Raw genomic sequence first — 20,363 nt, forward strand, 5'->3', positions numbered from 1 at the left:
ATTTATTTACTTTGGGGCAGAGCTTCGATGGATTGCAGCACTTTGCGAACGAGCGCTTCGCGTTTGTGCAAGTCCTCCAGCCGATTGGGTGTATCAATGTTCAACGCAAAAAACACTGGTCCAGTCGGCCATTGAACCCAGCCTACCCACCAGCCAATTTGTCCTTCCCACCCGCTTTTGGCCCGGAGTATCCACTCTTTTCCAGCTTCAACGATCATAATATCTTTGACCAGACGCTGATCCGCTTCGTCAAACGGCAACTCATTTAAATAGAGTTTTTTCAGAAACTGAACCTGCTCCTGAGCGGTAATTCGCAAATTACCATCTATCCAGTAGGTACTGGTGTCTCCTGATGGATCGGCATTGCCATAGTGGATTTTGGTCAGATATTCCCGAGCTTTATCCTCACCGATCTGTTTACCAAATAACTCATATACCCACACGGCAGAATTGCGCATGGAAGAACGCAAGTCCTGATCCTGATTATGTATTGCGAAACTACGTTCAACCCCATCCCATGGAAACACCTGAAACTCATCCTTTACCACGCCAGCATCCAGAGCAAACAACGCATGCGGTATCTTGAAGGTTGATGCAGGTGGCAGACGTTGCTTGGATCTCGGTTCATTAAATACCATCAATTTGACGTTGTCTTTACGCTCATCCAGCACCACAATTGTGCCTTGCGCAGCATAGTTATCAAAAATTGTCTGCCAGTCAGGTCGCTCTTCACTATTCAATTGAGCAAACGCATTGCTACACCCTAGAAGAATAAAACCAAGCAAGCTAACCACAGGGATCTTCATAAACACTCCGTTGACGTTTCAATATAAAAAAGGCGCCTAAGCGCCTTGTATGAAAGTGATGTAATTTGAAAATTAAGCGTTGCCATTTCGCCAGGGGAGGACGGATACCTGAGAGGCAAACATGGCCATATCCTAGACAAGATTCTGACTGATGTCATCAGCTTTAACCTGCTTCATGACGCTTTTTATCTGGATAAATTGTACTTAGCTAGAGCCGTTCTTATATCGAGATATATTAATCTAATGGCCTTAATTCATTAGCCTGGCTAGATCTGCTTTTGTACCTGAATCAAGGCATAAATACTGATTGAAACTGTTTCCTGGAATTCGCTTTCTGTTGAATTTTTTTGCACATCTGATGAATCATTTTTTTAGACGTTAACGAAATTTTCTGTTGACCGAAATATGCTTGAAAAAAAACCACGATATCTCTAGCCGTCCAAAGCCCATTTAGATGTCGGATAAAGGTTGTCAGATCATGAATGACCGCATTTTTTTAAATAATCGATATTTTAACTTCTCAAGATCGATAAGTTTTACATCCCATTCATTGTCTTGATGCCTAACCATAATATGTTTTGGATAGAGACAATTATGCTGGTAATGAAATCGGTGTAGATGATGAATCAATTCGGCAATACGAATAATTAGCGCTTTCCTCTCCCGTCCATTAAGCGTCTGAAAGTCAATTTCATCAAGGCTGGCGTATCCTTCTAAAGCTTTTGTAACCAAAATAGCTTTGGACGACCTGACACCAAAATATAAAACATCCAGCGTTGGGATACTTTTGGCATGCAGTGATTGAATATTATGGTATTCGCGCAGAAAGGTTGGAATACCTTTAATTGGATGCTTCAGTGTTCTTGTCATGTGGTTTTCTTGGCGCTTGATAAAGACTTTTTCGGGTTTGCCCAAGCGATCAACTACACATTTAACAACGCCACTCCAGCCTCCGCGACGAATATTGGGAGCTTCAAACCATGGTGCATTGTTACGCCAAAGCACATCGAAAGTATCGCTGTTGTTGTTTGCAGCAGAGCCTAATAAACTGCTTTGATTGATGCTTTTCAGCATGACATATTCTCATCTTTTTTGAGAATATAAGTCCGCCACATCGCATATTTCGGCAGGAAATCCAGATGGTTTTTTATACAAAAACCAGCTTCCTGAAATTCTTTTTCAATAATATGCTGGGGAATGACAAAGCGGTTTTGATATGATCGTTTAGTTCTGTTGGATTCGAGTTTTTTACGTTTCCATGCTTTCACATTGCCATCCACCCACAACGAGACAATCACTGTTGATTTGGTGACGCGGTGAAATTCTTTTAACAGCTTAAGACGGTCTTCAGATTGACCAATATGATGTAACAAACGGATGCAGAAAATATTATCTACATAACCGTCACTAACTGGTAACGAAAAAGCAGACGCTTTAAAGGTATGTATTTTCTTTGAGAGATGTTTTTCACGATATTGCAACCCAATATCAATCATCTTCTGACTATTGTCGCTGGCGTAGACTATTCTTTCAGGGTTTTCCGTCAGTACCTTCCAAAAGCGTCCTGTTCCACAAGGGACATCAAGCACACTCAGCGGATCACCCGCAATTTTTAAGGCTTTTCTGGCGATCTGTTGATCTCGCCAGTTTGACAATTTTCTTGCTAAACCATCTGCATGCTTATAAAAGTAGGCTTTGGCATGAAGTTCATTATATTTTTCTGAAAATTCAAGTTGAGTGGTATCCAGGTTTGACATATATGACATGCTCACTCTGATAAGGAAAGGAAGTGGCATTGTCTGTCTTCATGCTTAAGAGAAACTTAAGTTTTTTGGACGACTATTGGATCGAAATCATGAATACTGTGAAAGTGTTTTCCATGCATCTTATTAAAAATAAGTTTATGTTTATAAAACAGTAAAAGTCTGCCCCATATATCTGCTTTCAAACATATGCATATAAACAATCAACATCGGAAGATCCTTAATGATAAAACATACTGAATCTCATAAAACGCAACATGTTGGTTGGCTTCGTGCCGCGGTAATGGGAGCAAATGATGGCATTGTTTCCACAGCAAGCCTTATTGTTGGTGTGGCGGCGGCAGGTGCATCAACGGAGATCATCTTTATGACAGGCGTAGCAGGCCTGGTTGCAGGTGCTATGTCCATGGCCGCAGGAGAGTATGTCTCCGTTAGTTCACAGGCTGATACTGAAAAAGCCGATATTGAGCGTGAACGCGTCGAGTTAGCAACTGATCCGCTTCATGAGTATGAAGAATTGACCGCGATTTACATTCATCGCGGTCTGGATAAATCTCTTGCTCAGCAAGTAGCAAAACAGCTGACGGATAAGGATGCTTTGGTTGCTCATACTCGAGATGAGCTGGGAATTTCTGAGGAATTTACCGCTCGTCCAGTACAGGCCGCATTATCATCTGCTATTACCTTTACAGTTGGCGCGCTGCTACCCTTGATGGTGGTGCTGCTGGTCTCCAGTAATCGATTGATACTAAGTGTTTCCATCAGTGCTTTAATAGCATTAGCGATTTTGGGCGCATTATCATCAATGATTGGGGGAGCGCCCGTTGCAAAAGCCGTCTCACGTGTGGTGTTTTGGGGGCGTTAGCAATGGGACTGACGGCTTTGGTTGGTCGTTTATTCGGAGTGTAAGCCCCTCTTAGAGAGTGTTTCTGCAATAGCTTGCCGATAATCTCCTTAAAAAGGTTTAGGTTTTTGCTTATCTTTTTGCTGGAAAATCACTTTAACTATTGTTCCGTGACCGAGCGTGCTATCTAATGTCATCGTCCAGTGCAATCGATCACAAATTCTTCTAACGAGATTCAATCCCAGCCCTGTCCCACCAACCTTGGTACTGTAACTACGTTCAAACACCTGATTTAGCTTGTCGGCTGGGATACCTTCACCCGTGTCGCTAATCGAAAATTCATTGTCGCTAATGTGAATCCGTATGATTCCTCCCTGAGTATGCTCGATAGCATTTCGCAACAGATTGCTAACGGTTATCTGCACCAGATTAACGGGTAGAAATAATTGCGGCGTGCCAACGTAATCACGTTCAATCAGCAATGATTGGTCAGCTATCTGTCCGGCATAATCTTCCAGACATTGCTCTACCAGGGCCGCGAGGTCGATGGAGCTGTCCTGATGGATCTGGCTGCTTTCTTCGCGTGATAAAAGAAGCGTCGCTTCGATGAAGGCAAGCATTTCAGTACAGGCTCGGTTTATACGTTCCAATGCTCGCTGCGACGCAGGGCTATGCGTATCGGCCGAGAGTACATCCAGGGCCCCCATCATCACGGTCAGCGGCGTGCGTAGCTCGTGACTTGCCGCTGCAGTAAAAGATCGCTCCCTTTCGACAAATTTCTCTAAACGTTCCTGATATTTGTCAAACGAGGAAGCAATCTGACCGATCTCCGTGCCGATATAATCATCAGCAATACGTAAGCCGGTTTGTCCCGGCTCAATATCTATGAGTCGTCGCGACAGATTCTGCACCGGTGCTAATATTGCCCTTGTAGCACTCAAACCCATGACAATCGCCACGATCAATACCAGAAAAAGTCCATAGAGAAGCATGCGTAATACAGCATGTTCCTGTGCTTCCCACTCGGTAATATCGTAGGTCAAATAAACAGGACTCCCATTCCATTCGCCCACTTCAACCTGATAAACCGAATCCCCCATTGAGACCGTGTGATGAGATCCTGGCTCCAACTCAGCGAACTCTGGGGCAATATTGGTGTTTTTATCACCAATAAGAAATTCCCAGCCGGTGAATAATGCATTTTCATGATAACTGCCATCATCCAGTTGCGCCGTTAGCACTCGCAACTGCTCAGCGACCATGTCACCGAAAACTCTTGCCTCCAGTTGTGACTTGATCAGCAACACCCCTCCTGCAAACAAAAAACTAGTGATGCTGACGATGAGTACAAGTGCAGTGAGTATTCGAAATTTAAGGGATGCGTTAGATTTCATGGAAGTGATGGCTCGGCAACCAGTCGGTAGCCCGATCCATGAATAGTGTGAATCAGTTTGGTGTCGAACGGTTTATCAACCACATTGCGCAGGCTGTAGATGTGCATCCGCAACACATCATTATCGGGCAGCATATCTCCCCAAATGTGCTGCTCCAGTTCTTCACGGGTGACAACACGATGAGTATTTCTCATCAATAGCTCCAGCACTTTGCGTTGAACAGGATTGAGTTCCAAAAGCTGACCAGCTCTTGTCGCAGCAAGTGTCTGGGGATCGTAGTGTAAATCACCCACTATCAAGGTTCGTGGTGTGTGAGAGCTGCCACGTTTTATCAGTGCCTGCAGCCGCACCTCGAGCTCCTTCACGGAAAAGGGTTTCACAAGATAATCATCGGCCCCTGCCTGAAATCCCTCTAATTTATCGTCAAGCTGATCACGTGCTGTCAGCATCAGCACCGGCACATCGTTGCTGCCTTCACTCCGCAGACGCCTGCATACCTCCATGCCATTAAGTCCTGGCAACATAATATCAAGGACAATCACGTCATAACGCTCGCTCAGCGCGAGCTTCAAACCATGTGGTCCAGTCGCAGCAAAATCGAGCACATGTCCCTTAGGTTCGAGATAGTCAGCAATGTTTGCTGCAATGTCGCGATTGTCTTCGATTACCAGCACTTTCACTGCCACCCCCTACACCAATCAATAACTTTGTCAGTGTCCATCGGCCCATGTCAAAAAAAGTCAACTCAACGGGTTGACAATTTATTTACAACTTCTGACTTAGGCTGACGTAAAAGCTTTCACCCTATCCCAACTGACAAAGTGAAAAAAACACACATACAACGCCTTAGAGCATTAACCATTTTAGTTGCGCTCATGACCACGCCAAATCTGCACGCTCAGGAACTCGATCATGCGCCACTTATCAAGGCTCAAGATTTAAATTTTACTACCCTGCTGGAACAGACGTTAGCCCATGCCCCTGAAGCTTTGGAAACCGAAGTACGGACAGAGCAGGCGCAGGCCATGGTAGATGTTGGTGAAAGCTGGATTGCTGGCCGGCCAAGCGCGCAACTGGACTATATCGATGATCAAATGCTCAGTAACCTCGGTGAACGCGAGCTCACTTATGGCATAGCTCTACCGCTGTGGCGATCGGGAGAGAGAAATGCCATGCAGGCCCGGGGACAACAATACAATGCCCAGGTAGCAGCGTGGCAAGAAGCTTTTACTTTGACTATGGCAGGAAAACTACGCCAGGTACTGGCAGACATGCAGGATGCAGATACTCTGTTAGCCACAGAAAAACAGGCTACAGCAGATGCTCGGCAACTATTGTCAATCGCTGAGTCCTTACATGCTTCAGGCGAAACCGCACGGCGTGATGTTTTACAGGCTCAAACATTGCTGCTGGCCCAGCAACGAAATGAACTGGCACTAGAAGCTGCTCGTGTTGATGCTGAACGTAAATATCAGATGCTGACTGGTCTGAATAGGCGACCAGCAAAGCCACATATCGAATCCCTCCAAACAGCTGAAGAAGTCAGCCCAGAACATCCTTTGTTGCGACTGTTAAGAAGCGATATTGATCTGGCAACCGCCGAAATCGACAAGACAGAATTGGATGCACTAGGCAGCCCCACTCTCAGCATCGGGTCACGGCGTCAAAGAGCCGGTAACCAGAACGATTATCAAGATGCCTTGGCACTCTCGGTAACAATCCCCTTTGGCGGTCGCGCACATGTCAATGCTTCAACAAGTTCGGCGCGCCGCAACAAGGTCGACGCTGATGTGCGCTACCTCAATACTTATCGTGAGTTGAACCTGCAACTTCACGAGGTTGCACACGAGCTTTTCACATTGAATGAATCTCTGCCACTCAGCAAGGAGCAGGCCCAGCTGGCACGTCAGCAGTGGGAGATGGCAAAAACCGCTTTCGTTACCGGCGAGACCGATATAAGTCAGGTAGTCATCGCCATGCAGCAGTCGCGCCGGAGTGCCCGTGAGCTTGAAGTGATTACTCTGCTACACGCCCGCCTGATTACAGAATTTAACCAAATCGTTGGAGTCCTGCCATGAGCTTTTTTTCCGCAAGAAATTCATTGTGGTTGTTTTGGCAATTTTTTCCGCATCTCTGAGTGCTCAGGAGATCGTGCCTATTAACAGTGAAGATGTAACCAGGATGGGGATTGTCTTTGCTCCAGCCATACCAGTGGACACGAGCTCCGGCGCACGATATGCCGCGACAGTCGTCAACTCACCGGACAGTGCAGCAAGCCTGACAACTCCTTGGGCCGGTACACTTGTTTCATGGAATCTCATACCTGGGCAGAGTGCAAGTGCGGGCACTATTCTCGCCACCTTCAGTAGCCCTTCCATCTTGCCCCTGCAAAATACCTGGATAGATGCCGTCTCCGCTCTGAAAGGAGCCGACTTCGAACTGCGCAAAGACGAGTCTCTATACAAAGATGGCATTATCTCCAAACAGCGTTTGACAAAAACCCGCCTGCTAAAGCAACAAGCCGCGTTCGCTGAACGTACTGCGCGATCACATCTGGCACAAGGCGGTTTCGATAGCGCAAAACTAGAGGCGCTGCGCAATCAGGGTTCGGGCCTGGGAGAATTCTATTTGGTGGCGCAGGAGGATGGCGTCCTTTCACAGCGCATGTATAACGTCGGCAGCTATGTAGAGGCTGGACAAATCATCGCTACGCTGAATGCAGGTACTCGCCGTTGGGTCAGCACTCATATTCCTGCCAAAGCAGCAGAAGCATTGGAGATTGGCCATCAGCTGAGTATTGCCAATAGTGGCGAGACGTTGACGTTGCGCCAGAAGGATCTGGTCATCGACAGCAGTAATCAGACGATTAAATTGCTGGCGGAGTTTAACACCAATACTTCTTTCACCACGGGGCAGGTCTTATCTATTGTGCTGCCACCGGTCGACAATGGTGTGCTCATTCCTGACCGTGCGGTCGTGCATACCGGCGGTGAAACGATAATTTATGTACGAACAGCTGCAGGGATTGAAGCACGTACTCTGGAACTACAATCCATCGGCGCTAACTATCTGGCATCCGAAGGCATTGCGGTTGGCGAGGAGATCGCCATTCAGGGCACCGCTGTTCTCAAGGGGATTCAACTCGGTTTGGGTGGAGCTGAATAATGCTGTCTTCACTTATTCAATGGTCCCTCAGTCAGCGTCTGCTGGTTTTATTGCTGTCAATATTGTTGATTGGTTTTGGTGGTCGTGCACTGCTCAATATACCTATTGATGCCTTCCCCGATATTTCGCCAACACAAGTCAAGATCATCATCAAGGCGCCGGGTATGACTCCGGAGGAAGTTGAGTCGCTTATCACACAACCTGTGGAAGTAGAATTACTGGGTATTCCATACCAAACCATGCTGCGCTCTATATCCAAGTATGCACTCACCTCAATCACACTGGATTTTGAGGACGGTACGGATATTTACTGGGCGCGCCAGCAGGTTAGCGAACGGCTCAGCAATGTCTGGGACAATCTCCCCGGAGGCATCAGCGGTGGACTGGCACCGATGAGCACACCACTGGGCGACATGTTTATGTTTACCATCGACAATCCATCCATGACACTGGAGGAAAAGCGCTTCCTGCTCGACTGGACCATTCGTCCGGCGCTGCGTAACGTGCCCGGAGTTGCTGATGTAAACTCGCTCGGCGGCTTTGTGCGCACCTATGAAGTCAAACCTATTCGTGAAGCCATGAGAGCAATGGGTGTTAACTTGCAGGATATCGCCGACGCACTCAGGGCCAACAACAAAAATGATGGTGCCGGACGGATCGACCAGGGAGAGGAAGTCATTCTGGTTCGTGTAGAAGGGGCGATTAACGGCTTTGAAGACATCAGCAATACCTACGTCGTCAACGCTGAGGGTGATCGCATTCCGCTAGCCGAAGTGGCACGTATCACCACTGGGAGTATGGAGCGCTATGGCGCAGTTACGGCGGATGGTGGAGCAGAAGCTGTGCAGGGCCTGGTTATCGGGTTGCGTGGCGCCAATTCCCGTGAAGTTGTACAAGGCGTTAAATCCAGGCTTCAGGCGTTGCAAGACACCTTACCAGAAGGCACACAGATCAGCGTTTTTTATGACCGTACTGTACTAATTGAAAGTGCCGTAGGTACGGTATCCTCTGCCCTTCTGGAAGCTGTAGTTTTGGTTATCATTCTGCTTGGTTTGTTCCTTGGCAATGTGCGTGCCGCTCTCACTGTGGCTATCATCCTGCCCTTATCCGCCTTGTTCACTTTTCTCATGATGGGAAAGATGGGAATGTCAGCCAATTTGATGAGCCTGGGGGGCTGGTTATCGCCATCGGCATGCTGGTCGACTCATCCATCGTGATCGTCGAAAACATTGTGTCATCCCTCGCGCATCAGCGCGGCACACGCCGACTGCCACACCTGCATATTATCTACCGTGCAGTGCGTGATGTAGCGGCACCTGTGGCTTCCGGTATTATCATCATTGTCATCGTGTTCCTGCCGCTACTGACACTGGAAGGGCTGGAAGGAAAGCTTTTCGGTCCGGTAACCTTAACCATCGTCTTTGCCCTACTGGGATCGCTGCTGTTATCCCTGACTCTGATTCCCGTCATTGCATCATTCCTTGTCCGCTCTGATGCCCATGCTGAGCCTTGGCTGAGCCGGACTCTGGCAAAAACCTATAAGCCTTTGTTGCACAAAGCACTGCTGCACCCCGTCCTGGTTTTAAGTGCCGCAGGCGTTTTGCTGGCAGCCAGCTTTGTGGTGTTTCCACTGGTAGGCAAAACCTTTATGCCCACCATGGATGAAGGCGATATCCTCATCCAGCTGGAGACAATTCCTTCGATCAGCCTCGAAGCGAACACTCGCATCGTGCGTCAGGTTGAACGTGCGATTCTTAAAGAGGTACCGGAGGTTGCACGCATCGTCTCTCGTATCGGTTCTGATGAGATGGGCATGGATCCTATGGGACTGAACGAGACTGATATATTCCTGCAGTTGCGACCCGTTGAAGAATGGGGTGTCGCCACCAAGACAGAACTTGAACAGCGTCTTCGGGAGGTAATGGAACGTTTCGTCGGCCTCAATTATGGATTTACACAACCGATCGACATGCGTGTATCCGAGATGCTCACCGGCTCGCGGGGTGATGTCGCTATCAAATTGTTTGGCCCCGACCTGTCTACCCTTAACACCCTTGCGCAACAGATCGCCACGCAGGTAGAAACCATTCCGGGTGCCATTGATACTTTTGCCACACTCAATGAGGGATCTCAATATCTGCAGGTGAGCATCGATCGCATTATGGCAGGGCGGCTGGGATTAGATGCTGATGCACTGCAGCTCCGGCTGCGTGCTGAGATTGAAGGTGTCAACATTGGCAATGTCATTGAAGGAAGTGCACGCATTCCTCTCATGCTGCGTTATGGAGCCATTGAAGGTGATGGTCTGGCACATTTAAATGATAGTTTCATTGACTTGCCTGAAGGCGGCAAGATTCCGCTTTCAGAGATAGCACGTGTGGTACGTGTCGAAGGACCTATTCTGATTTCCCGTGAATCCGGTCAGCGTTTCAGCGTTATCCGCACCGATGTGGCAGAACGGGATCTGGTGGGCTTTGTAGAAGAGGCACAGAAGCTGATCGCAGATAATTTCGAGATGCCGGATGGATATCGTCTGGAATGGGGCGGTGAGTTCGAAAATCAGCAACGAGCAGCCGCGCGACTAATGCTTGTGGTGCCGCTTGCACTTGCATTGATCGCATTGTTGCTGTTTCTGACTTTTCATTCCATCAAACAGACGCTGATCATTTTGTCCAATATTCCCTTTGCCCTGACAGGCGGACTGATCGGTTTGTGGGTGACAGGTGAGTTCCTTTCTGTACCAGCATCGGTGGGCTTCATCGCCCTGCTGGGTATTGCAGTATTGAACGGCGTGGTGATGATGACCTACTTCAATCAATTACGAGCCAAAGGACTGGATATTGCCACGGTGGTAACGGAAGGCGCACTGCGACGGCTACGTCCGGTGATGATGACTGCTACGATCTGTGCTTTCGGCCTGGTACCACTGCTGCTTGCTACCGGTCCAGGATCAGAGATTCAACGCCCATTGGCGATCGTGGTCATCAGTGGACTAATCAGTTCCACCCTGCTCACCCTTTTCATGCTTCCAATTATTTATAAGGCATTTCATCGTCCTCTTAACAACCCTGGAGACCGCGTATGAACACGTCCCCCCTGAACATATCAAAGAGGAAATCAGCATACTGATGCTCAATGTTGCGCCGGAACTAGAGGAAGATCTGGTTGATTACCTGCTTTCCATTGAGCAGATAGTCGGTTTCACCTCCTATACAGTTTACGGTCATGGCCAGCATCAAGGACTCAGTGTAGCTGAGCAGGTTTCGGGAAGGCGCAAGCGTTCTCAATACGAATTGATTGTCAATGAGTCGTTCATACCTCTCATTCTCGCTGGATTGGCCGAGGCAGTGGGCCGTGACATCATCTATTGGCAGCAAGCTGTCAGTAATTTCGGCAGGATAGAAGGCTAATAAAATTTATTAAACAAAAAATGTTTCGTCACTATGGTTGAGAGTCAATATCAATTTATCCAACTTAAAAGAATAAAACCAAGCAGTTTAGCTAAACGGAAATTGATAAAAAACTCCAGATGATTAAACAGAAAAAGGCGCAAAAAAGCGCCTTTTTAAGAGTGCAATATTAAATGACCGAAGTCATTCCTGCTTGATCAAATAAACATTTTTCAAGCCTTTAGGTGACAGCGAACCATCATCGTTAATCACCAGGACTTCCTCATCCTCTTCGCTCAACTCAATGAATACCTGGTCACCATCAACGTGATATTCATATTCCTGCATCTGTCCTTTTTCACGAATCATCACTTTGCCATTCGGTTCAAAGGTGTAGTTATAGATGCCAATATCATCAGCATAAGTGCCTTCCAGCCCTGAACCACAGGCTGTCATCCAAAGAGAAAGTAGGCTAATAATAAGTATTTTTTTCATCTGCTTGTTCCTTATAAAGTAGGTTTACTACTACCCGCCAACCTTGCTTCAGTTGCTTCGGTTTTTAGCTTCTCAACCCATTCCATCGATTTCAGGTTAGCTTTCACCCACGTCGGTGCATCTATCATGGTGGCAGTGACTCTATTGGCAGGCGCATCTGGTTGTAACATGCCCATTTCATATACGAGATAACCAGCACAGTCATCAATACTGGTGAGCTTGGTATTTTGAAACCGATCCAGAAAATACTGGTTCCCACTCGATAAAAAGATACTTTTCATAATCTGGTCAATATCTGGCGACATCACCAGATTGGTGGCGGAATAACAACTCTGCTTCCCCTCTGGAAACCACCAGACAAGACGACTCCCTATCGTCTGAGCTTCTCCATATTTATCGTTAAGGGCCGCCATGTATTGGCCTACTGTCGTGGGATTATTACGTGTTGTGACAATTCGAGTAATCGCCACAACCCGAGACTGTTCCGGTGGCGGCGAAAAATTCACAATGAAGCTATCCTGATCCCGGCCTTTTTCCCCCATCACCTCTTTTCCAGCCGTTACGCTATGCAGAAAAGTCTCTGTTTTGTGGAGTTCAGCGCCGTCGTGGTATTGAAAATATTGATGTTGCTGCTGGATACTTTCCTGTTTCGCGCCATAACCAAGCAGCGTCTTTTCTACTTCTTCAAAGGTCATACCTAATTTCAGGCCGACGATATCGAAATCATTGGCCTGAACTGTCGTCATAAAACTAAAACAAAAAACGGTGAAAATAACCCTTTTAAGCTGTTTCATCCCCCCTCCTTGAAATTCGCTGGAAATAATTCCAACTTTCCTTTTAAGTTACTTTTCCATAAAAGACAAGTACTTAAATTACTTCTTGCGATGATATTGCTTTACATTAAGGCTTAGGAAGGCAGAAGTCAGGACAATTAAAAATGTCAGGTGTTAAGCAATGTCTTAATAGCCCCCCGCCACCAGCCAGAGGTTGTGTATGAAACGAATTTTACATATTTCGGATTTACATTTTGGCCGGTTGATACCCGAAGTGATATCGGCACTCGAAAAGAAAATAACTGAATTGTCCCCAGAGCTGATTATCATCAGTGGGGATCTGACACAGCGAGCTAAAACCAGCGAGTTTATTCAGGCCGCTAATTTTCTTGAAAGGCTTTCTGCCCCTTATTTAATTATCCCCGGCAATCATGATTTAAGTACATACCGACTGCATGAACGGTTTCTCTACCCCTGGAAAAAATGGCAACGCTTTATTGCTGCAGATTTGGAACCAACAACTGAAACAGAGACATATAAAGTCATCGGTATCAACACGGCCAGAAGAGTAGGCAATTCGCTGGATTGGTCCCAAGGACGTATCAATGCCCAGCAAATCAAACGGATCGCTGCGTTTTTTGAATCCGCCTCACCCCAGCAAATCAAGATTCTGGTGGCACATCATCCTTTCTGGTTACCTACCGGGCATCAACATCGTGGCTTGATTGGTCGATCTGAACAAGCTATCCAAGCGTTTCAGGCCAATGGCCCGGATATCATTCTTAGTGGCCATGTACATCTGGATTATTGCCATGTTCACGGTGGCATTATTGTCTCTCATGCCGGAACAACGACTTCCGACCGTTTATTACCGGGATTCCCCAACAGTTTTAATCTACTAGAGGGTGATCCGAGCAATATACTGATTTCTCGCTATCACTGGTCAAAGGGTGATTTTACCTATCTCACCAAGCAATCATTTATTAAACAGAGCGATGGTTGGTATGAACAGTAATCAGTGGCCCGACTCATTGACAGAGTTTGTTAATAAATAAGCTGGCTGTGCAGATAAGGTAATTACCGCGTGAGTGCCTGAAATAACAAGTTCTTTCCCAGATTGCGGCGGTCGGAAAAGATGGCAGACTGGCAATTGAATTACAGTATGCTAACCACTTTACTGCATGAGAACAGCAGCCTTTGTTGAAGTAGCAGAAGTTGATGGTGAACTGGTCAAGCTTAAACCCCCGTTAAAATATGCGTATTATCAACAAGACTAAAATAAGGATATCGAATCATGAAAACAAAAAGTCGCTTTGTCGAACGTTTAAGTTGGTTTCTCGATGAGAGCATTACCCTTCCGGGTGGCTATAAAATCGGGCTAGACGGCTTTATTGGTCTGATTCCTGGCATCGGCGATTTTATAGGCGGGCTGTTATCCAGCGTTATCATCTACAAAGCTCACCAAATAGGCGTACCACGAATGATTCTGGGCAGAATGATCATCAATATGATGATCGACACCGTTCTGGGTGCTATTCCGTTTGCTGGTGACATATTTGATTTTGTCTGGAAAGCGAATAAACGCAATGCGACGCTGCTGAACGATTATCAGCAACAGCCACAAAAGGTTTATCGAAAATCGCTGCTGGAGAACATTGTCTTTATTGCCGTGTTACTGGGCATCCTGATTCTGATGATCGCATTGATTGGCTGGATAATTGGTTTGATTGCAGCAGCTATAAACAGCTAGAGTCAAAAACTGAGGGTATTCGCATCGATACCCATTATCGATCTCGATCCTGTTTATGGAGAAAATGTTTATGTCTCGCCTGCTTTGCATCGCTTTGATGATGTTCACCCTGCCGGTTCTGGCCACGGAACATAATTACGGTCCGAGGCTGGAAGGTTTTGAGTATCCGTTTGCCGTTGACTATTTCCAGTTTGATTCACAAGGTCAGTCACTTGAGATGGCCTTTCTGGATATTCAGCCTGAAACACCCAATGGTCAGACAATGGTGCTGCTGCATGGTAAAAACTTCTGCGCAGCCACTTGGGAAGGCACTATTCAATTTCTGACAGAGAATGGCTATCGTGTTATCGCACCGGATCAAGTCGGCTTCTGTAAATCGAGTAAACCTGAGCACTATCAATTCAGCTTTCATCAATTATCCGCCAACACCAGCGCTTTACTTGATTATTTAGCTGTTGAGCGTTACTCGGTTATGGGCCATTCAATGGGCGGTATGCTGGCCACTCGTCATGCTTTGCTAAATCCTGACAAGGTTCAGCAGTTAGTGATGGTAAATCCCATAGGCCTTGAGGACTGGCTGGCTAAAGGGGTGCCCTACCGTGAAATTGATGGCTGGTATCAAAATGCTCTGAAAACCAATGCAGAGAGCATTCGTAATTATCAAAAAAATACCTATTACGCAGGGACCTGGCAGCCTGAATACGATCAGTGGGTGGAAATGCAGGCCGGCATGTTTCGTGGCCCGGGAAAGGAAATTGTCGCCTGGAACTCAGCGTTGACCTACGACATGATTCTGACTCAGCCAGTAGTGTATGAATTTAAAAATCTGCAGGTGCCAACTTTATTGCTGATAGGCGAACAGGATAATACAGCGGTTGGTAAAAACCTGGCACCAAAAGACAAACAATCTGAGCTGGGTAACTACCCAAAAATCAGCCAGCAAGTGGCTGATCAAATACCGAATGCCACTTTGATCACTTTTAAAGAGTTGGGGCATTCGCCACAAATTCAGGCGCCTGATAAATTTCACCAGACATTGCTTGAAAACTTACGCCGACAATGAAAATCCCTGTTGGCGGATACAAAAAAAGGGCCGCAAAGCGGCCCTTCAATTTTTGCATTACAGCAATTCTTACCAACGCATCATGCGTCTGATAATGCCGTCATTTCGGTACGAATGGTAAATCGCTCCACTGACATGCACAGCAACTAATGCCAACAGAATCCATGCTGAATAAGTGTGTAACTCACCCCAGAATTCATTCATATCTTCGTTGGCTTCAGCAATGCGTGGCAAGGTAAATGACCACCACACTACGGTATCCCACTTGGTATGCGCCGAAGAGAGATAACCACTGATACAGACAAAAAAGATCAGACCGTAAATGGCAATGTGCGCCAGAATCGCTGATTTATGCATCCACGGCGTCATATCCTGTGCAGACGGTGGAGCCGGTGGATATTTAAATCGCATGTAAAGCATCACAATCAGCAGTACCACCAGCGTCAAGCCGATGTTTTTGTGCAATTGAAACGGGAAAGCCCGGAATTGAAGCTCCTCAGACGGTAAAGGTAGCCCCATCATCCACCAACTGGAAATGAAGAGAAAAAAGATGGATACGGCCAGCAACCAGTGAAGGACGACGACCGCTCTGTTAAAACCTTGTCTTTGCATAATGTCTTCCAATTAATTATTTGTGAGAATCAGGCAATTCGTGCCGCTTCGGTATGTCGACCAGCAAGAGCTCCGACCAGTAACATCAAATGCAGAATGAACCACAGCAGGATGCTCCAAAGATACATGCCTCGCAAAATAGGTCCCGCGTTCACCACAGTTGCAAACTGCAGCAGATCAACTATTGCCAGTCCTGCAAATACCACCACTGCTGCCATGGAAGACCATGAGGTATAGTTCACTAAAGCGCCACCGATAATCACTGATGCAAACGCAAGTAAGGTACCGATTAATGCCAGAGTCATCATCGTGCCCGGGAATCCCTCTGGGGTCGCCTGTGCAACACCTTGAACGTAATCAACAAGGAATTCACACTGCTCCAGCGTGATACCTTCTTCATCAAGTTCGCCTAAAGGACAATCAGCCGCAGGCATTTCGCCCGATGCCGGCATATTTGAAGTCAATACAGATTGTTTCATCAGCTCTGTGCCATGCATTGCTGTCAGAAAGACACCAAGCATGATCGCCACTACGCCAAGAATACTGGCCCAGTTAGGCGTCGAGCTATTATTTAGATCGTTAGATACCATAAGCACCTGCCCTCAATTATTATTAATTATTTCGAACAGAAAACAGTACCGTCTGGTGGACGTCTACTACTCTCTCCATTTAAATAACCCTTTGCTATTTCGCTGCTTAGGGTCTGCAAACGTTTGGCTAACATACACACAGCACTCACTCACGCTGGTTTAGTCTTATTATTTGAGGCTGCTGCCAAACGAATAAAACCTGTGACATGTAAGGTTTTTATAAGTTCGTGTCACAGGAACCATTCCTCTAAATAAGCATACCTGCTATTGAATGTTACTGCTAACCAAGACAAATTACTGTCGTTAAAATAAGGGTGTATCCTTTACCTACCGTTTCATTTACTGAACCAACTGAACCATGAACCAACGCCAACTCCCAATCAAAAAACTGCTATTGAACTGTGATATGGGCGAGAGTCTCGGGCCTTGGTCTATGGGGATGGATGAACAGATTATGCCCCTGGTGGATATGGCCAATATCGCTTGTGGTTTTCATGCTTCTGATCCCGTCACCATGACCCGAACCGTCCTGTTGGCGAAACAAGCCAAAACACAAATTGGCGCCCATCCAAGTTATCCTGATTTGATTGGCTTTGGCCGTCGCAGCATGCAATGCACACCATTGGAAATTATTTCCATGGTGCAATATCAGATTGGCGCTTTAGATGGCATCTGCCGGGCACATGATTCTCGTGTTGAATATGTCAAACCACATGGCGCGCTCTACAACGATATGATGCGAGATCCCGATATTCTGCGTGCAGTACTTGAGGCCATTACCTCTTACGATAGCAACTTGCCCTTGATGGTGCTGGCCTCCACTGATAATCGTAAAACCGAATCGATTGCTGCAGAGTTTGGTATCAAATTACTATTCGAAGCCTATGCTGATCGTGCCTATGAGAATAATGGCCAACTGCGCCCCCGCACTCAGGAAGGCGCGGTCTATCATTCAGAACAGCAAATCCTTGAACAGGCGTTACTCTTGGCCACCGAAGGTAGCGTCATCAGCCGAAATGGTCAGCGATTAAAGCTTGATGCCGACACCTTATGTGTACATGGTGATAACGCTGAATCGGTTAAGGCTGTTCGACATATCCGCAACTCCTTCAACAAACTATATCGCTGCTGATGAAACTCGAGTTTCATATTGAACATGCTGGACCGGATGCCGTGTTAATCCGGTTTGGTGATCAGATAAATACGGATCTGGTACCCATCATTCGTGCTGCCACCAAACGGCTACAAAAAGAATTTCAGGAAGAAATTCGTGGCTTGGTGCCAAGCTATACCACCCTGATGCTTTGTTATGATCCACGAAAAAATGACTTCCCCAGTATTCAGGATAAAATTCAGCAGCATCTCGCCAACTTGAATATCAGCCCGACCGAAATGGGTAATCTTGTTGAGATTCCGGTGTGGTATCACCCCGAGGTGGGGCCTGATTTACAACATGTTGCCGAGTATCATCAAATCAGCATTGATGACGTTATTCACCGACATAGTGAAACCATTTATCAAATCTTTGCCATTGGCTTTGCACCTGGCTTTGCTTATATGGGCAATGTCTCGGATCAACTCGCCACACCAAGACTGACAACACCACGGCCTCATGTTGCAGCTGGTTCAGTTGCCATTGCCGATCAACAAACAGCGGTTTATCCGATCAGTACACCCGGTGGCTGGAATATTCTGGGTCGTACGACGATGAAAATGTTTGATCGTCACAGCCCGAAATTATGCCCGGTGCGTCCCGGTGACAGAGTGAAATTTGTTTCTGTCAGCAAAGCCGAATTTCTGTTGGCAGGAGGCCAGCTGGAATGACGCAGCCGGGTTTAAAAGTGCTCAAACCCGGCATTTTAACGCTGGTACAGGATTTGGGTCGCTTTGCCTATCAACATATCGGACTCTCCCCCGGCGGTGCTGCCGATGAACATGCTTTTTTATGGGCAAACCGCTTACTTAATAACCGGTCTAACAGTCCTGCGTTGGAGATATGTTTTGGTGGTTTACAACTTGAAGTATTAGCTAATACCAATATTGCCATAACCGGCGCCGAGATGACCGCCACTCTCAATAACCAACGCATTGAAAACTGGCAGACGCATACCCTCAAGGTGGGCGATAAACTGAGTTTTGCCCATGCCTCTTCAGGAATACGCAGCTATCTGGCAATACAGGATGGTTTTGAGTTACAACCCAGCTTTGGCTCTGTCGCGACGGTCATGCGAGAAAAAATCGGCGGCATTGACGGTTACGGCAATCCGTTAAAAGCCGATGACTTTTTGCCATGCAGTCAACACAAACCAAAACTGACAACGCATGTACCCCCTTATTTATTCCCGATTACCAGCGCTCTTTAATTCTCAGCGTCATTCCCAACGAACAAACTGATCAATTTGACGAAGCCGAACTGGAAAAGCTTTATCACTGGACCTATCGGATTTCGACGCAAAGCGATCGCATGGGGATAAGACTGGAAGGCGAACCGATTATTCCTAATGTGCAAGGCATTATTTCCGAAGGCATCCCTTACGGCACCATTCAACTGCCCCCTGATGGTCAGCCAATCATCTTGCTGAAAGATCGTCAGACCATGGGCGGCTATCCCAAAGTTGGCACCTTGTTTGTACTTGATGCCTTTTTACTGGCCCAGCAACAAGCCTATACCGAAGTGAGATTTACCCAGATTTCGCTGGAAGAAGCTCAGGAAAAACTGCGTTATTTCTATCGGTTTTTTGGTGTGTAAGTATCCAGTCGATAAAAATTCATAACGTTTCATAATCAGAACATTCCCACCTGAGACGTTCTCTCAATGACCGTTACAGCATCTTTAACCTCGCTTGCGTTTCTCCATTATCCTTTCGACAAACGGTGTCAGAATGATTTCCATCGCCAGGCCCATCTTGACGCCAGGCACCACGATATTGTTGGGACGAGACATGAACGAGTCTTTCAGCATCGACAGGTAATAGGGAAAATCCGCCACTTGCGGGTTCTTGAAACGGATAACACACAGGCTTTCATCCGCGGTCGGTATTTCACGCATCACAAAAGGGTTGGACGTATCAATGAGAGGCACCCGCTGGAAGTTGATATGGGTGCGGGAAAATTGTGGTGTTATATGGTGAATATAATCTGGCATCCGTTTGAGGATGACGTCTACTACGGCATCTTGTGAATAGCCACGGTTGGCACAGTCACGTTTGATTTTCTGAATCCATTCGATATTGATAACCGGCACCACACCAATCAACAGATCGGCATACTGGGCAATATTGACTTCATCAGTCACCACACCGCCATGCAACCCCTCATAGAACAGTAAATCACTGTCATTATCGATTTCTTTCCACTTGGTGAAAGTGCCGGGAGGTTGGTTATATCTGGTGGCTTCACACTGATCATGAATGTAATGACGTTTTTCGCCACGACCCGTTTCAGAGTAGGTTTGGAATAGTTTTTCCAATTTATCCAGACAGTTTGCTTCCGGCCCAAAGTGGGTCAGCGAGCGGCCTTCTGCTTCAGCATTGATGACTTCAGCACGCATTTCTTCACGGGTATATTTGTGAAAGCTATCGCCTTCAATAACGACGGGTTTGATATTAGCCCGGCGAAAAATATCTTCAAAAGCATGTTTTACGGTTGAAGTACCGGCTCCTGACGAACCGGTAACGGCAATAATCGGATGGGAAATCGACATTTAAGCCTTCTCCTTG

19 protein-coding genes and 2 pseudogenes are annotated in these 20,363 nt (G+C 46.7%); 11 read left to right on the forward strand and 10 right to left on the reverse strand.

What is annotated here, in order from left to right; genetic code table 11:
* Positions 1-2: 2 nt before the first annotated feature.
* The 3 genes from blaOXA to AC08OG_RS11025 form a co-directional block, all read right to left on the reverse strand.
* On the reverse strand, positions 3-806 hold the full coding sequence (blaOXA, locus tag AC08OG_RS11015; protein WP_482929515.1) for a class D beta-lactamase: 804 nt from the start codon (positions 804-806) through the stop codon (positions 3-5).
* A 471-nt stretch (positions 807-1,277) separates the two neighbouring features.
* On the reverse strand, positions 1,278-1,880 hold the full coding sequence (locus tag AC08OG_RS11020; protein WP_482929516.1) for a lipopolysaccharide kinase InaA family protein: 603 nt from the start codon (positions 1,878-1,880) through the stop codon (positions 1,278-1,280).
* Positions 1,874-2,563 (reverse strand): class I SAM-dependent methyltransferase, encoded by a 690-nt coding sequence (locus AC08OG_RS11025; RefSeq protein WP_482929517.1) that lies wholly within the window; start codon positions 2,561-2,563, stop codon positions 1,874-1,876. The genes AC08OG_RS11020 and AC08OG_RS11025 overlap by 7 nt, the downstream gene beginning before the upstream one ends.
* Positions 2,564-2,792: 229 nt before the next feature.
* On the opposite strand from AC08OG_RS11025, the gene AC08OG_RS11030 reads away from it, so the two are divergent.
* On the forward strand, positions 2,793-3,434 hold the full coding sequence (locus AC08OG_RS11030) for a VIT1/CCC1 transporter family protein (protein ID WP_482929518.1): 642 nt from the start codon (positions 2,793-2,795) through the stop codon (positions 3,432-3,434).
* A gap of 89 nt (positions 3,435-3,523) precedes the next feature.
* Here the strand turns inward: AC08OG_RS11030 and AC08OG_RS11035 are convergent, their stop codons facing one another.
* Positions 3,524-4,717: a sensor histidine kinase gene (locus tag AC08OG_RS11035; RefSeq protein WP_482929519.1), complete on the reverse strand. Its 1,194-nt coding sequence runs from the start codon at positions 4,715-4,717 to the stop codon at positions 3,524-3,526.
* 86 nt (positions 4,718-4,803) lie between these two features.
* Positions 4,804-5,487, reverse strand: coding sequence for a response regulator transcription factor (locus tag AC08OG_RS11040; RefSeq protein WP_482929520.1), 684 nt, complete (start codon positions 5,485-5,487; stop codon positions 4,804-4,806).
* 195 nt (positions 5,488-5,682) lie between these two features.
* On the opposite strand from AC08OG_RS11040, the gene AC08OG_RS11045 reads away from it, so the two are divergent.
* The 4 genes and pseudogenes from AC08OG_RS11045 to AC08OG_RS11060 all read left to right on the forward strand — a co-directional run bounded on the left by AC08OG_RS11045 (position 5,683) and on the right by AC08OG_RS11060 (position 11,382).
* Positions 5,683-6,885 (forward strand): TolC family protein, encoded by a 1,203-nt coding sequence (locus AC08OG_RS11045; protein ID WP_482929521.1) that lies wholly within the window; start codon positions 5,683-5,685, stop codon positions 6,883-6,885.
* Positions 6,886-6,910: 25 nt separating this feature from the next.
* Positions 6,911-7,972 carry an efflux RND transporter periplasmic adaptor subunit gene (locus tag AC08OG_RS11050; protein ID WP_482929522.1) on the forward strand — a complete coding sequence of 354 codons (1,062 nt, stop codon included), beginning with the start codon at positions 6,911-6,913 and terminating at the stop codon, positions 7,970-7,972.
* A pseudogene (locus AC08OG_RS11055) lies at positions 7,972-11,057 on the forward strand (efflux RND transporter permease subunit). Before AC08OG_RS11050 ends, AC08OG_RS11055 begins: the two are co-directional and overlap by 1 nt.
* A 43-nt stretch (positions 11,058-11,100) precedes the next feature.
* The gene (locus AC08OG_RS11060; protein ID WP_482929523.1) at positions 11,101-11,382 is read left to right on the forward strand and encodes a DUF3240 family protein; all 282 of its coding nucleotides are present in this window, start codon (positions 11,101-11,103) and stop codon (positions 11,380-11,382) included.
* Between the two features lie 183 nt (positions 11,383-11,565).
* Here the strand turns inward: AC08OG_RS11060 and AC08OG_RS11065 are convergent, their stop codons facing one another.
* Positions 11,566-11,856 carry a hypothetical protein gene (locus AC08OG_RS11065; RefSeq protein WP_292399748.1) on the reverse strand — a complete coding sequence of 97 codons (291 nt, stop codon included), beginning with the start codon at positions 11,854-11,856 and terminating at the stop codon, positions 11,566-11,568.
* A gap of 11 nt (positions 11,857-11,867) precedes the next feature.
* Complete coding sequence (locus AC08OG_RS11070) at positions 11,868-12,650, reverse strand: hypothetical protein (RefSeq protein ID WP_482929524.1); 783 nt, start codon at positions 12,648-12,650, stop codon at positions 11,868-11,870.
* A gap of 199 nt (positions 12,651-12,849) precedes the next feature.
* Here AC08OG_RS11070 and AC08OG_RS11075 point away from each other — a divergent pair, with 199 nt between their 5' ends.
* The 3 genes from AC08OG_RS11075 (at position 12,850) to AC08OG_RS11085 (ending at position 15,442) form a co-directional block, all read left to right on the forward strand.
* Positions 12,850-13,644 carry a metallophosphoesterase family protein gene (locus AC08OG_RS11075; protein WP_292399753.1) on the forward strand — a complete coding sequence of 265 codons (795 nt, stop codon included), beginning with the start codon at positions 12,850-12,852 and terminating at the stop codon, positions 13,642-13,644.
* A gap of 279 nt (positions 13,645-13,923) precedes the next feature.
* Positions 13,924-14,379 carry a DUF4112 domain-containing protein gene (locus AC08OG_RS11080; RefSeq protein ID WP_439503865.1) on the forward strand — a complete coding sequence of 152 codons (456 nt, stop codon included), beginning with the start codon at positions 13,924-13,926 and terminating at the stop codon, positions 14,377-14,379.
* Positions 14,380-14,449: 70 nt separating this feature from the next.
* On the forward strand, positions 14,450-15,442 hold the full coding sequence (locus AC08OG_RS11085) for an alpha/beta fold hydrolase (RefSeq protein ID WP_292399759.1): 993 nt from the start codon (positions 14,450-14,452) through the stop codon (positions 15,440-15,442).
* 69 nt (positions 15,443-15,511) lie between these two features.
* Here AC08OG_RS11085 and AC08OG_RS11090 read toward each other — a convergent pair whose 3' ends face one another.
* Both AC08OG_RS11090 and AC08OG_RS11095 read right to left on the reverse strand, forming a co-directional pair.
* Entirely contained in the window at positions 15,512-16,054 is a 543-nt protein-coding gene (locus tag AC08OG_RS11090; protein ID WP_292399762.1) for a cytochrome b, read from the reverse strand.
* Between the two features lie 29 nt (positions 16,055-16,083).
* Positions 16,084-16,644 carry a hypothetical protein gene (locus AC08OG_RS11095; protein ID WP_292399765.1) on the reverse strand — a complete coding sequence of 187 codons (561 nt, stop codon included), beginning with the start codon at positions 16,642-16,644 and terminating at the stop codon, positions 16,084-16,086.
* A gap of 358 nt (positions 16,645-17,002) precedes the next feature.
* Here AC08OG_RS11095 and AC08OG_RS11100 point away from each other — a divergent pair, with 358 nt between their 5' ends.
* The 3 genes and pseudogenes from AC08OG_RS11100 (at position 17,003) to AC08OG_RS11110 (ending at position 19,393) form a co-directional block, all read left to right on the forward strand.
* Positions 17,003-17,776 carry a 5-oxoprolinase subunit PxpA gene (locus AC08OG_RS11100; protein ID WP_292399768.1) on the forward strand — a complete coding sequence of 258 codons (774 nt, stop codon included), beginning with the start codon at positions 17,003-17,005 and terminating at the stop codon, positions 17,774-17,776.
* Positions 17,776-18,468: a 5-oxoprolinase subunit PxpB gene (gene pxpB, locus AC08OG_RS11105; RefSeq protein ID WP_482929525.1), complete on the forward strand. Its 693-nt coding sequence runs from the start codon at positions 17,776-17,778 to the stop codon at positions 18,466-18,468. Before AC08OG_RS11100 ends, pxpB begins: the two co-directional genes overlap by 1 nt.
* Positions 18,465-19,393 (forward strand): annotated as a pseudogene (locus tag AC08OG_RS11110) (5-oxoprolinase subunit C family protein). The gene pxpB and the pseudogene AC08OG_RS11110 overlap by 4 nt, the downstream one beginning before the upstream one ends.
* Positions 19,394-19,477: 84 nt before the next feature.
* On the opposite strand, the gene AC08OG_RS11115 reads toward AC08OG_RS11110, so the two are convergent.
* Positions 19,478-20,347, reverse strand: coding sequence for a phosphoribulokinase (locus AC08OG_RS11115; protein WP_292399778.1), 870 nt, complete (start codon positions 20,345-20,347; stop codon positions 19,478-19,480).
* Positions 20,348-20,363 lie beyond the last annotated feature (16 nt).

Source organism: Methylophaga sp. F7 (genome assembly GCF_056863975.1).